We start from the raw sequence: 12,780 nt of genomic DNA, 5'->3' as shown, positions 1-12,780 counted from the left end.
TGTATCGTATTCGCCCTTACGTCACTGGCCGATAATGGCCATTTGATTGCGCCTACGAGGTACCTGCACCGATGTCCTTTACCCGTCGACAAATGCTCAAAGGCCTGACCGGTCTCGTGGTGGTTGGCCTGGGCGCCGGAGGTGCGGCGCGTTACTGGCTGGGCAAGGTCGAGGACGAAAACGCCGGGCACGACTACGAGCTGATCGCCGCCCCGCTGGACGTTGAACTGGTGCCGGGCTTCAAGACCGAAGCCTGGGCCTTCGGGCCTTCGGCGCCGGGCACCGAACTGCGGGTGCGCCAGGGAACCTGGCTGCGGGTGCGCTTCATCAATCACCTGCCGGTGGAAACCACCATCCATTGGCACGGTATTCGTCTGCCGCTGGAAATGGATGGCGTGCCCTACGTGTCGCAACTGCCGGTCAAGCCGGGTGAGTTCTTCGACTACAAGTTCCGCGTGCCGGATGCCGGCAGCTACTGGTATCACCCGCATGTCAGCAGTTCCGAAGAGCTGGGCCGCGGCCTGGTGGGGCCGTTGATCGTCGAGGAGCGCGAGCCCACCGGCTTTCTTCACGAGCGCACGCTGAGCTTGAAGACCTGGCACGTGGACGAGCAGGGCGCCTTCATGCCCTTCAGCGTACCGCGCGAGGCGGCGCGCAATGGCACGGCCGGGCGGCTGATCACCATCAACGGCCAGGCCGAGGCGGTCACCGAGCTGCCGGCCGGGCAAGTAGTGCGCGTGCGGCTGCTCAATCTGGACAACACCTGGACCTATCGCATCAACCTCAAGGGTAATTGCGAGGCCAAGGTCTACGCCCTCGATGGCAACCCGGTCACGCCGAGGCCGCTGGAGGACGAGTACTGGCTCGGCCCCGGCATGCGCATCTGCCTGGCCATTCGCATTCCCGAGGCGGGCGAGGAGATCTCGTTGCGTGATGGCTTCGTGCGTCTCGGTACGCTGCGTTCGGTGGCCAGCAGTGAGGCCCCAGGCAACTGGCCCGAAGCCCTGCCGCCCAATCCCATCGCCGAGCCGGATCTGGAAAACGCCGAGAAGCTCAACTTCAATTTCGAGTGGGCAGGCAAGGTCTCGGTGGACACCGACAACGGCAGGCCACCGAGCCTGTGGCAGATCAACGGGCAGGCCTGGGACATCACCGACAAGACCTGCGCCGACCGTCCCATCGCCACGCTGAAAAAGGGCAAGAGCTACATCTTCGAGCTGAAGAACATGACCCAGTACCAGCACCCGATCCATCTGCACGGCATGAGCTTCAAGGTGATCGCCTCCAATCGGCACAAGATCACCGAGCCCTGGTTCACCGATACCTACCTGCTGGGCCGCAACGAACGTGCACAAGTGGCCTTGGTGGCGGATAACCCCGGCACCTGGATGTTCCATTGCCATGTGATCGACCACATGGAAACCGGCCTGATGGCCGCGATCGCGGTGCTGTGATGCGCCCGCGGATCATCGATCGCAGCCGCGACGAGGAATTCATGCGCCTGGCGCTGACGCTCGCGGCCCAGGGCGCGGCACTGGGCGAGGTGCCGGTGGGGGCGGTGCTGGTGCAGCACGGCGAGGTGTTGGGCCAGGGCTTCAATCGCCCGATCATCGACAGCGATCCCAGTGCCCATGCCGAGATGATCGCCATCCGCGCGGCGGCGCAGGCGGCGAACAACTACCGGCTGCCGGGCAGCACCCTGTATGTGACCCTCGAACCGTGCAGCATGTGCGCTGGGCTGATCGTCCATTCGCGCATCGAGCGGGTGGTGTTCGGCGCGCTCGAACCCAAGGCTGGCGTGGTGCAGAGCCAGGGCCAGTTCTTCACCCAGAGTTTTCTCAACCACCGGGTGCTGTTCGAGGGCGGGGTGCTGGCCGAGGCGTGCGGGGCGATCCTCAGCGAATTCTTCAAGGCCCGGCGGGCCAAGGGCTGACGCGGGTGGCCGTCAGGGACGGATCTCGATCATGGTGCCGTCCTTGACCATGCTCCACACTTCGCGCATGTCGGCGTTGCGCATGGCGATGCAGCCCTCGGTCCAGTCCAGGGTATGGAAGTACCACTCCGGGTACTCTTCGTTGATCGGCGTACCGTGGATCATGATCATGCTGCCGGCGTTCACCCCGTCACGGCGTGCCTTGGCGGCATCGCTGATGTTCGGGTAGGAAATGTGCATCGCCAGGTTGTAACGATCACTGGCCTTGCGCCAGTCGAGCCAGTAGAAACCTTCGGGGGTGCGCTTGTCGCCCTCGCGCTCCTTGGCGCCCTTGGGCTGCTTGCCCAGGGAGATGCGGTAGGTCTTGAGCGGCTCGCCGCGGCTGATCAGTTGCAGGCGACGTTCGGACTTGAGCACCAGCACCTTGTCGATCAACGGCTGGCTCGCACTGCGCGGCGGCAAGACCTGTGGCTGCGCAACCGGCGGCGTGTTCGCGGACGCGGGCTTGCGGATGATGGTTTCGGTGAACGCAGCCTGCGATACCGAGGCCACGCACAGGCAGAAGAGGGCAAGCAAGCAACGCATCACACGTATCCTGAAAGAGCTAGTTGGACGACGACACCTGCATCGGCGGCAGCGATTCATGCCCCAAGGGGAAATGCTGCCTGATGCGGTCGCGATAGTAGCATTCTAGTGTCCTGCTCACGGTGCGAAAAGCCAGCGCGTCCCAGGGGATTTCGTGTTCCTCGAACAGTCGCACCTCCAGGCTCTCGACGCCGACGGCGAAATCCAGGTCGGCCAGTTCGGCGCGGAAGAACACATGCACCTGGTTGATGTGCGGCAAGTCGAACAACTGATAGAGGGTAGTCGGGCCGACCCGCGCGCAGGCTTCCTCGACGGTTTCGCGACGGGCGGCCTGATCAAGCGTCTCGCCGTTTTCCATGAAGCCGGCCGGCAAGGTCCAGAAGCCGCGACGCGGTTCGATGGCGCGGCGGCACAGCAGCACCTGCGTGCCACAGGTCGGCAGCACCCCGGCGACGATGTTGGGGTTCTGGTAATGAATAGTCTGGCAGGCCGGGCAAACATAGCGCAGCCGGCTGTCGCCTTCGGGAATCTGTTGAATGACCGGGTTGCCGCACGCACTGCAGAATTTCATGCTGATCGTCCTGTGTGGGTGGCTATCTTGGCGCGGCCCGGTGGGTTGCCGCAAGCGGCCAGGGCTTGGGTGCTCTCGGGCTTTTGGTGCATCATGCAGGGCAGGCTTTGGAATCGAGAGTGCGCGATGCTGGACGAGCTTCTTCGCCGTATGAGCAACCATATCCCCGTGCCCCTGGAGGCGGACCGCCGTTTTCCGGAGGCGGCGGTGCTGTTGCCCATCACCCGCAGCGAAGAGCCCGAGCTGGTCCTGACCTTGCGCGCCCAGGGCCTGTCGACCCATGGCGGCGAAGTGGCTTTTCCGGGTGGAAGGCGCGACCCCGAGGACCCTGACCTGGTCTTCACCGCCTTGCGTGAGGCCGAAGAAGAAATCGGCCTGCCGCCCGGCTTGGTGGAAGTGCTCGGTCCGCTGAGCCCGCTGGTTTCCCTGCATGGCTTGAAGGTAACGCCGTTCGTCGGCGTGATTCCGGATTACGTCGAGTACCGCGCCAACGATGCCGAAATTGCTGCGGTGTTCACGGTGCCGCTGTCGTTCTTTCGCCAGGACCCTCGCGATCACACCCACCGTATCGACTACCAGGGCCGCAGTTGGTACGTGCCCAGCTACCGCTATGGCGACTACAAGATCTGGGGCTTGTCGGCGATCATGATCGTCGAGCTGGTCAACCTGCTGTTCGACGCCGGCATCAGCTTGCACCGGCCGCCCGAGCGTTTCATCGAGCACTGAGCGGGGTCCACCCGCCAACCGCAGCCAACCGTGAGGAAGCACATATGAAATACCGCCTGGGCGACCTGCGCGTCGAAGCCCATCCCAGCAGTTGGGCCGCGCCCACCGCCACGTTGATCGGCAAGGTGCGCCTGCAGGCGCGGGCCAGTGTCTGGTTCGGCGCCGTGCTGCGTGGCGACAACGAGCTGATCGACATCGGCGAGGACAGCAACGTCCAGGACGGTACGGTGATGCACACCGACATGGGCTCGCCGCTGACCCTGGGCAAGGGCGTGACCATCGGCCATAACGCCATGCTGCATGGCTGCAGCGTCGGCGACTACAGCCTGATCGGCATCAACGCGGTAATTCTTAACGGCGCGCGCATCGGTCGACACTGCATCATCGGCGCCAATGCGCTCATCCCGGAGGGCAAGGAAATTCCCGACGGCTCGCTGGTGATGGGCTCGCCGGGCAAGGTGGTGCGCGAGCTCACCGAGCAGCAGAAGCGCATGCTCGAGGCCAGCGCTGCGCATTACGTGCACAACGCCGAGCGTTATGGGCGCGAGTTGGTGCTCGATGAAGACTGACGAGCGGCCGGTCGGCTCACCCTGCGTTAACGTCTGCGCCCTGGACGAGCAGGACATTTGCACGGGTTGCCAGCGTACCGTGGAGGAAATCAGCCAGTGGACACGCCTGGACAACGACCAGCGCCGGGCAGTGCTGGTGCGTTGTCACGAGCGGGCGCTGGCGGCGGGCCTGGTCATCGGTTGAGCGTGTCTGCGGGCTGGGTTGCGCAGCAGCGGGTTTACCGGCGAATCACTCCCCGCTAATCTGTCCGGCTTGCCCACAGAATCTCCAATCATGTTCTATCTCATCGCCTATATCAGCAGCGTGGTGCTGATCAACTACGCCTTCTCCAGTGCGCCGCACCTGGACGTGATCTGGTCCGCCTGGGGCGGGCTGGTGTTCATCCTGCGCGACATGGTCCAGACCCGCTTCGGCCATGGCGCCCTGATCGCCATGCTGGTCGCGCTGGTGCTGTCCTACGCCACCTCCGAACCGGCCATCGCCCTGGCCAGTGCCACGGCGTTCTTCGTGTCCGAGCTGATCGACTGGCTGGTGTTCAGCATCACCCGCAGGCCCCTGCGCGATCGCCTCTGGCTGAGCTCGGCCCTGAGCATTCCGGTGGACACGTTCATCTTCTTCGGCATGATCGGCGCACTCACTCCAGCGGTGATCGGCACGGCCATGGCCTCCAAGTTCGCCGGGGTGACCGCAGTCTGGCTGATCATGGCCTGGCGTGCTCGCCGCTTGCTGGCAGCAGGTTGAAGCGCACGCGATTGATGTAGAATACCGGTCCTTTTTCAGCGGGCAGCCCCTGCCGGCGCGCCCCGGACGCCTACGAGGACCTGAAATGACCCGTATCGGAACCCCATTGTCGCCCACCGCGACCCGCGTACTGCTGTGTGGCTGCGGCGAGCTGGGCAAGGAAGTGGTGATCGAGCTGCAGCGCCTGGGCGTCGAAGTGATTGCCGTGGACCGTTACGCCAATGCGCCGGCCATGCAGGTGGCCCACCGTAGCCACGTGATCAACATGCTCGATGGCGTCGCCCTGCGCGCTGTGATCGAAGCGGAAAAACCGCATTACATCGTGCCGGAGATCGAAGCCATCGCCACGGCCACGCTGGTGGAGCTGGAAAACGAAGGCTTCAACGTGGTGCCGACGGCCCGCGCCACCCAGTTGACCATGAACCGCGAAGGCATCCGCCGCCTGGCCGCCGAAGAGCTGGAGTTGCCGACCTCGCCGTATCACTTCGCCGATACCTATGAAGACTTCGCCAAGGGCGTGGCCGATGTGGGCTATCCGTGCGTGGTCAAGCCGGTCATGAGCTCGTCGGGCAAAGGCCAGAGCTTGCTGCGCAGCGATGCCGACCTGCAGAAAGCTTGGGACTATGCCCAGGAGGGCGGCCGTGCCGGCAAGGGCCGAGTGATCGTCGAGGGCTTCATCGATTTCGAGTATGAAATTACCCTGCTGACTGTCCGACACGTCGGCGGGACCACGTTCCTCGCGCCGGTCGGCCACCGTCAGGAGAAGGGCGACTATCAGGAGTCCTGGCAGCCCCAGGCCATGAGCCCGAAGGCCTTGGCCGAGTCGCAGCGCGTAGCGCAGGCGGTCACCGATGCCCTGGGCGGTCGTGGTCTGTTCGGGGTCGAGCTGTTCGTCAAGGGCGACCAGGTGTGGTTCAGCGAAGTGTCGCCGCGCCCTCACGACACCGGCCTCGTCACCCTGATTTCCCAGGACCTGTCGCAGTTCGCCCTGCATGCCCGGGCTATCCTGGGCCTGCCAATTCCGGTGGTCCGCCAGTTCGGCCCGTCGGCCTCGGCGGTGATCCTGCCGGAAGGTCAGTCGCAGCAGACCGCGTTCGCCAACCTCGGCGCCGCGCTGAGCGAGCCCGACACCGCCATTCGCCTGTTCGGCAAGCCGGAAATCAACGGCACCCGACGCATGGGCGTGTGCCTGGCACGCGACGAGTCGATCGAAGCCGCCCGCGCCAAGGCCACCCGCGCCGCCCAGGCAGTCCACGTCGACTTTTAAACCACGAGCGGCAAGCGGCAAGCTACAAGCGGCAAGAAGGAGCGATCCGCGGCAGGTGCGGATCCTCTTGCAGCTTGCAGCTTGCAGCTTGCAGCTTGCAGCTTGCAGCTTGCTGCTTGCTGCTTGCCGCTTGCAACTGGCCGCAGGCCCAGGCTTAAAGCTGCGTCTGCCGGGTCTCCTTCAGGCACAACACCGCGATCACGCTGATGAGCGCGGCTGCCGATACATAGCCGCCTACCCAACTCAATCCACCCAGGCTCACCAGCTTCTGGGCGAAGAATGGCGCGGCCGAGGCGCCGACGATGCCGCCCAGGTTGTAGGCCGCCGAGGCGCCGGTGTAGCGCACGTGGGTGGGGAACAGCTCTGGCAGCAAGGCCCCCATCGGCGCGAAGGTCACGCCCATCAGGAACAGCTCGAGGGCCAGGAACAGCGCCACGCCGGTCGTGGAGCCAGAGGTCAGCAGCGGCTCCATGGTGAAACCCGACGCGGTCGCCAGCAGTCCGCCGACCACCAGCACCGGCTTGCGCCCGTAGCGGTCACTGAGCCAGGCCGACAGCGGTGTGGCCAGGGCCATGAACACCACGGCGAAGCACAGCAGGCCGAGGAAGGTTTCGCGGCTGTAGCCCAGCGTCGAGACGCCATAGCTGAGCGAGAACACCGTGGAGATGTAGAACAGTGCGTAGCACACCACCATCGCCGCCGCGCCGAGCAGGGTGGGGCGCCAGTGGTGGGCGAACAGGTCGACCACCGGCATCTTCACCCGCTCGTGACGCGCCACGGCCTTGGCGAACACCGGGCTTTCCTCGAGCTTGAGCCGCACATAGAGACCGACCAGCACCAGCGCCGCGCTGAGCAGGAAGGGAATGCGCCAGCCCCACTCACGGAACTGCTCGTCGCTGAGCAGCAAGGCCAGTGTCAGGAACAGGCCATTGGCGGCCAGAAAACCAATCGACGGCCCGAGCTGGGGAAACATGCCGAACCAGGCGCGCTTGCCTTCAGGCGCATTCTCGGTGGCCAGCAGCGCCGCGCCGCCCCATTCCCCGCCCAGCCCCAGGCCTTGGCCGAAGCGCAGTACACAGAGGATGATCGGTGCCCACACGCCGATGCTGTCGTAGCCGGGCAGCACGCCGATCAGGGTGGTCGATACGCCCATCAGCAGCAGCGAGGCCACCAGCGTCGACTTGCGCCCGATACGGTCGCCGAAGTGGCCGAACAGGGCCGAGCCCAGCGGGCGGGCGAGAAAGGCGATGCCGAAGGTGAGAAAGGCCGCCAGCATCTGCGCGGTGCCTGAGCCTGAGGGGAAGAATACCGGGCCGATGACCAGTGCCGCGGCAGTCGCATAGACGTAGAAATCGTAGAACTCGATGGCGGTGCCGATGAAGCTGGCGGTCGCCACGCGGGCAGGTGAGTTGACCGGAGTCGCCGAGGCAGGCTCGGCGTAGGTGCTGCTGGTTGTCATGCGAAAGTCCCTGAGCAGTCGTTCGCGAGGCTGCATGCGCAGGCCACCGCGTATTATTGTGGTTCGCCAGGCTGACGAAGACCCAGGGATGGCAGGGTGCGGATGCTGTTCGGGGTAGATGGCAGGACCGCAGGTTCGTCAGCAGCGGACTGGCCGTGAGCCGCCGATGCGGATAGCGGGCGGGACGGCAGGGCTGGGTAAGCGTGGGCCGAGTATAGCTAGCGAGTGACGGCCCAGACCAGCACCTTGCTCGCACAGTTGTCTTCGATTTCGAGGATCTCCAGGCGATAGCGACCGATCTTCAGGCAGACCGCGCTGGGGGGAATGCTTTCCAGGGCTTCGGTGACCAGGCCGTTGAGGGTTTTCGGGCCGCCGTCGCAGGGCAGGTGCCAGCCGAGACTGCGGTTGAGCTCGCGCAACGAAGCGGTGCCATCGATGACGAAGCGGCCATCGACCTGCGGGTGAATGTGCGGATTGTCCAGGCCCTGCTCTTCCTCGAACTCGCCGACGATTTCTTCGAGGATGTCTTCGAGCGTCACCAGGCCCAGCACCTCGCCATATTCGTCCACCACCACACCCATGCGCCGCTGCTGCTTGTGGAAATTCAGCAATTGCAGATGCAGGGGCGTGCTTTCGGGGACGAAATAGGGGTCGTAGCAGGCGCTCTTCAGGCTCTCCAGGGTCAGCTCGGCGCTGGCCAGCAAGTGACTGATGAGCTTGGTGTTGAGGATGGCTTCGACCTGATTGATGTCGTTGTGATAGACCGGCAGCCGCGTATGGCGGCTGACAATCAATTGCCGGACGATCTGTTCGAGCGGGTCGTCGAGGTTGATGCCATCGACTTCGTTGCGTGGCACCAGGATGTCGTTGACAGTGATCTTGTCCAACGCTTGCAAGCCCTCGGCCAGGCCCTGGCGAGGGGCTTCGTGGGGCTCGTGTTCGTCGAAACGCTCCTCGTCCTGTGGGTGCAGGGCGACGGCGGCAGGCTGTACACGGAACGGGCGCAAAATGAGCTTGGCCATCCCGTCTAGGAGGCAGGCCAGTGGCTGCAGCAGCGTCAGTGGCAGTTTCAGCAGGCTGGCCCCGAGGCTGACGAAGGCTTGGGGGTTACGTCGGGCCAGGCGGCGCGGCAGGTACTCGGCCAGCACCAGCAGCGCCAGCGTGGCGCCGAGTCCGCCCAGCCAAAACCCGTGTTCGCCACTATGGCGCTGGCCGATCAGGCAGGCCAGGCCCAGGACCAGCAATCGGCCCAGGCTGGCGCATAGCACCAAGGCCTGGGCGGGCAGGGCAGGGGCTGGCATGTCGTTGTGGCGGGGCTGGCCAAGCAGGTACTGGCGGGCGGCGTCGACAGCGCTGAACAGCGCCGACCACAGCAGCGCCAGTGTCAGGGTGCCGAGCAGAGGGGCATACGGCAGAGTGTTCATGACCGCTCGTCAGATGTGCAGGATGAATTCGCGAACCAGCTTGCTGCCGAAATAGGCCAGCATCAGCAGGCAGAAACCGGCCAGTGTCCAGCGGATTGCCTTGTGTCCGCGCCAGCCCAGGCGGGTGCGTCCCCACAGCAGCACGCTGAACACGATCCACGCCAGGCACGACAACGAGGTCTTGTGCACCAGGTGCTGGGCGAACAGGTTGTCCAGGAACAGCCAGCCGGAAATCAGCGACAGCGACAGCAAGATCCACCCGGCCCAGAGGAAGCCGAACAGCAGGCTTTCCATGGTCTGCAGCGGCGGGAAGTTACGGATCAGTCCGGAAGGGTGCTTGTGCTTGAGCTGGTGATCCTGCAACAGCAACAGCAGCGACTGCACCACGGCGATGGTGAACAGGCCGTAGGCGAGGATCGACAACAGGATGTGCGCAAGGATGCCGGGCTCTTCGTTGACCAGTGGCACCGTACCGGCCGGCGCGAACTGCGACAGCAACGCAGTGATGGCGCCGAGCGGGAACAGTAGGACCAGCAGGTTCTCCACCGGAATGCTCAGGCAAGCCAGCAAGGTGAGTGCGATGACCGCCGTGGCGATCAGGCTGGCCGCACTGAAGAAGTCGAGGCTCAGCCCCAGCGGGGTGAGCAACTGGAAGAACAAGGCGCTGCCTTGGGCAAGCACGGCGACCACGCCCAGCAAGCCGAGCAGCCGTTTGTCCGCTTTGTTGCCCTGTGCCAGGCGCGTGCCCTGATGGACGGTCGCGGCGATGTAGAGAATGGCTGCGATCAGGTTGGGGATGAGGCTGGGTGAGGAGAGCATAGGTCCTGGGAGGCGAGCCCTTAAAGGAGGGGAGTTTCGCACCGTCAAGCTGCAAGCTGCAAGCTTCAAGAAGCCGCGGGCTTCGAGCTTGGAGCGGCAAGCAGGAGCGGATCGCGCCAAACTCGCTTGCCGCTTGCCGCTTGCCGCTTGCCGCTTCGCGCCTTCGTCGCTCTCCGTTATACTGCCCGGCTTGCTGTGCCCTCGGCGTGCGATGTTTGCCGGGGCGCCTGAACAACCTCGGCTTTACTGGGCCTGAAAGGATCACCATGTTCGAAAACCTGACCGACCGTCTGTCACAGACGCTGCGCCATGTCACCGGCAAGGCCAAGCTGACCGAAGAGAACATCAAGGACACCCTGCGCGAAGTGCGCATGGCCCTGCTCGAGGCCGATGTCGCCCTGCCGGTGGTCAAGGACTTCGTCAACAGCATCAAGGAACGTGCAGTCGGCACCGAAGTGTCGCGCAGCCTCACCCCGGGCCAGGCTTTCGTGAAGATCGTCCAGGCCGAGCTCGAAAGCCTGATGGGCGCGGCCAACGAAGACCTGGCCCTCAATGCAGCCCCGCCGGCCGTGGTGCTGATGGCCGGTCTGCAAGGTGCGGGCAAGACCACCACTGCCGGCAAGCTGGCGCGCTTTCTCAAGGAGCGCAAGAAGAAGAGCGTGATGGTGGTGTCCGCCGACGTCTACCGTCCCGCGGCGATCAAGCAGCTCGAAACCCTGGCCAACGACATCGGCGTGACCTTCTTCCCGTCCGATATCAGCCAGAAGCCGGTGGATATCGCCGAGGCGGCGATTCGCGAAGCCAAGATCAAGTTCATCGACGTGGTCATTCTCGACACCGCCGGTCGTCTGCACATCGACGCCGACATGATGGACGAGATCAAGGTCCTGCATGCCGCGGTCAAGCCGGTGGAAACCCTGTTCGTGGTCGACGCCATGACTGGCCAGGACGCCGCCAACACCGCCAAGGTGTTCGGCGAAGCGCTGCCGCTGACCGGCGTGGTGCTGACCAAGGTCGACGGTGACGCCCGCGGCGGTGCCGCGCTGTCGGTGCGTGCCATTACCGGCAAGCCGATCAAGTTCATCGGCATGGGCGAGAAGAGCGAGGCGCTCGAGCCGTTCCACCCCGACCGCATCGCTTCGCGCATCCTCGGTATGGGCGATGTGCTCAGCCTGATCGAGCAGGCCGAGCAGAACATCGACAAGGCCAAAGCCGACAAACTTGCCAAGAAGCTGAAGAAGGGCAAGGGCTTCGACCTCGAAGACTTCCGCGACCAGCTGCAGCAGATGAAGAACATGGGCGGCCTGGGCGGCTTGATGGACAAGCTGCCGAGCATCGGCGGGGTCAATCTGTCGCAGATGGGCAATGCTCAGGGCGCGGCCGAGAAGCAGTTCAAGCAGATGGAAGCGATCATCAATTCCATGACCCCGGCCGAGCGCCGCGATCCCGACCTGATCAGCGGGTCGCGCAAGCGCCGCATCGCCATGGGTTCCGGCACCCAGGTGCAGGACATCGGTCGGCTGATCAAGCAGCACAAGCAGATGCAGAAGATGATGAAGAAATTCTCCGCCAAAGGCGGCATGGCCAAGATGATGCGCGGCCTGGGCGGGATGCTGCCCGGTGGCGGCATGCCGAAACTGTAAGGAATCCGATCGGCTGTATCGCCTCGCGAGGCAGCCGATCCGACCCCGCTTCGGCGGGAAAACCGGCCGCCTCAGCGCGGCTTAACCGGCAGGTCTGGCCGGCATTGCAAGGCTTTTGCGAAAAAGCCATTTGCAAATGTCCGTGTATTCCCCGAGAATATGCGGCCTTTTGGGCACCCGTGTGCCTATTTGGCATTCAGATTTGCAGCACCGACTGCAGTACCGACTATAGGAACGATGTTCACATGGTAACCATTCGTCTGGCCCGTGGCGGCTCGAAAAAGCGCCCCTTCTACCACCTGACCGTGACCAACTCGCGTAACGCCCGTGACGGCCGTTTCGTTGAGCGCGTAGGCTTCTTCAACCCGATCGCATCGGGCGCCGAAGTCAAGCTGTCGGTCAACCAGGAACGCGTCACCTACTGGCTGAGCCAGGGCGCGCAGCCGTCTGAGCGTGTTGCTCAGCTGCTGAAGGACGCTGCCAAGGCCGCCGCCTGAGCAGTATGAACGCGACGCCAGAAAAGCCTGACGATCTCATCGTCGTCGGCAAGATTTTTTCGGTTCACGGCGTTCGCGGCGAGGTGAAGGTGTATTCCTTTACCGATCCGATTGAAAACCTGTTGGATTATCCGCGCTGGACGCTCAGGCACGAAGGCAAGGTAAAACAGGTCGAGCTGGTCAACGGTCGTGGCTCCCAGAAGGGCCTGGTCGTGAAGTTGAAAGGTCTCGAGGATCGCGATGAAGCCCGTCTTCTGAGCGGTTACGAAATCTGCATACCGCGGAGCCTTTTGCCCAACCTGGCTGCTGACGAGTACTACTGGTACCAGTTGGTAGGTCTGAAGGTCATCAACCAGGACGAACAGCTGTTCGGCAAGGTCGATCACCTGTTGGAGACCGGTGCGAACGATGTCATGGTGGTCAAGCCTTGCGCTGGCAGCCTGGACGATCGCGAGCGTTTGTTGCCCTATACGGCGCAATGCGTGCTGGCCATCGACCTGGAAGCAGGCGTGATGCGAGTCGAATGGGACGCGGATTTCTAGACG

General features: G+C 64.0%; 15 protein-coding genes. 10 read left to right on the top strand and 5 right to left on the bottom strand.

The genetic code is table 11. From position 1 onward, the window contains the following. Positions 1–71 precede the first annotated feature (71 nt). Entirely contained in the window at positions 72–1,454 is a 1,383-nt protein-coding gene (locus GKC70_RS18925; RefSeq protein WP_342649566.1) for a multicopper oxidase family protein, read from the top strand. Next, entirely contained in the window at positions 1,454–1,933 is a 480-nt protein-coding gene (tadA, locus tag GKC70_RS18920) for a tRNA adenosine(34) deaminase TadA (RefSeq protein WP_342649565.1), read from the top strand. The genes GKC70_RS18925 and tadA overlap by 1 nt, the downstream gene beginning before the upstream one ends. A gap of 12 nt (positions 1,934–1,945) precedes the next feature. On the opposite strand, the gene GKC70_RS18915 is transcribed toward tadA, so the two are convergent. Together GKC70_RS18915 and GKC70_RS18910 are read right to left on the bottom strand one after the other, a co-directional pair. Continuing rightward, complete coding sequence (locus tag GKC70_RS18915; RefSeq protein ID WP_342649564.1) at positions 1,946–2,518, bottom strand: L,D-transpeptidase family protein; 573 nt, start codon at positions 2,516–2,518, stop codon at positions 1,946–1,948. 19 nt (positions 2,519–2,537) lie between these two features. Further along, the gene (locus GKC70_RS18910) at positions 2,538–3,089 is read right to left on the bottom strand and encodes an NUDIX hydrolase (RefSeq protein ID WP_342649563.1); all 552 of its coding nucleotides are present in this window, start codon (positions 3,087–3,089) and stop codon (positions 2,538–2,540) included. 126 nt (positions 3,090–3,215) lie between these two features. On the opposite strand from GKC70_RS18910, the gene GKC70_RS18905 reads away from it, so the two are divergent. The 5 genes from GKC70_RS18905 (at position 3,216) to purT (ending at position 6,393) form a co-directional block, all read left to right on the top strand. After that, on the top strand, positions 3,216–3,815 hold the full coding sequence (locus tag GKC70_RS18905; protein WP_029613355.1) for a CoA pyrophosphatase: 600 nt from the start codon (positions 3,216–3,218) through the stop codon (positions 3,813–3,815). 44 nt (positions 3,816–3,859) lie between these two features. After that, a complete protein-coding gene (locus GKC70_RS18900) occupies positions 3,860–4,384 on the top strand; it encodes a gamma carbonic anhydrase family protein (RefSeq protein ID WP_295484221.1) in 525 nt (174 codons plus the stop codon). After that, the gene (locus GKC70_RS18895) at positions 4,374–4,568 is read left to right on the top strand and encodes a DUF1289 domain-containing protein (RefSeq protein WP_029613353.1); all 195 of its coding nucleotides are present in this window, start codon (positions 4,374–4,376) and stop codon (positions 4,566–4,568) included. The genes GKC70_RS18900 and GKC70_RS18895 overlap by 11 nt, the downstream gene beginning before the upstream one ends. Positions 4,569–4,658: 90 nt before the next feature. Further along, positions 4,659–5,126 carry a VUT family protein gene (locus GKC70_RS18890; protein ID WP_342649562.1) on the top strand — a complete coding sequence of 156 codons (468 nt, stop codon included), beginning with the start codon at positions 4,659–4,661 and terminating at the stop codon, positions 5,124–5,126. An 85-nt stretch (positions 5,127–5,211) separates the two neighbouring features. Continuing rightward, complete coding sequence (purT, locus tag GKC70_RS18885; protein ID WP_116887655.1) at positions 5,212–6,393, top strand: formate-dependent phosphoribosylglycinamide formyltransferase; 1,182 nt, start codon at positions 5,212–5,214, stop codon at positions 6,391–6,393. Positions 6,394–6,547: 154 nt separating this feature from the next. Here the strand turns inward: purT and GKC70_RS18880 are convergent, their stop codons facing one another. The 3 genes from GKC70_RS18880 to ccsA form a co-directional block, all read right to left on the bottom strand. Beyond that, complete coding sequence (locus GKC70_RS18880) at positions 6,548–7,852, bottom strand: MFS transporter (protein ID WP_342649561.1); 1,305 nt, start codon at positions 7,850–7,852, stop codon at positions 6,548–6,550. Positions 7,853–8,070: 218 nt separating this feature from the next. Continuing rightward, a complete protein-coding gene (locus GKC70_RS18875) occupies positions 8,071–9,276 on the bottom strand; it encodes a transporter associated domain-containing protein (protein ID WP_342649560.1) in 1,206 nt (401 codons plus the stop codon). 9 nt (positions 9,277–9,285) lie between these two features. Continuing rightward, positions 9,286–10,095, bottom strand: coding sequence for a cytochrome c biogenesis protein CcsA (gene ccsA / locus GKC70_RS18870; protein ID WP_029613350.1), 810 nt, complete (start codon positions 10,093–10,095; stop codon positions 9,286–9,288). 266 nt (positions 10,096–10,361) lie between these two features. Here ccsA and ffh point away from each other — a divergent pair, with 266 nt between their 5' ends. The 3 genes from ffh to rimM all read left to right on the top strand — a co-directional run bounded on the left by ffh (position 10,362) and on the right by rimM (position 12,777). Further along, a complete protein-coding gene (gene ffh / locus GKC70_RS18865; protein ID WP_342649559.1) occupies positions 10,362–11,738 on the top strand; it encodes a signal recognition particle protein in 1,377 nt (458 codons plus the stop codon). Between the two features lie 245 nt (positions 11,739–11,983). After that, a complete protein-coding gene (gene rpsP / locus GKC70_RS18860) occupies positions 11,984–12,235 on the top strand; it encodes a 30S ribosomal protein S16 (RefSeq protein WP_008094480.1) in 252 nt (83 codons plus the stop codon). Positions 12,236–12,240: 5 nt separating this feature from the next. Beyond that, positions 12,241–12,777: a ribosome maturation factor RimM gene (gene rimM / locus GKC70_RS18855; RefSeq protein WP_029613348.1), complete on the top strand. Its 537-nt coding sequence runs from the start codon at positions 12,241–12,243 to the stop codon at positions 12,775–12,777. Positions 12,778–12,780 lie beyond the last annotated feature (3 nt).

Source organism: Pseudomonas sp. REB1044 (assembly GCF_038813925.1).
GTDB classification, from domain to species: domain Bacteria; phylum Pseudomonadota; class Gammaproteobacteria; order Pseudomonadales; family Pseudomonadaceae; genus Aquipseudomonas; species Aquipseudomonas boreofloridensis.
This window is presented reverse-complemented; position numbering and strand designations above follow the sequence as displayed.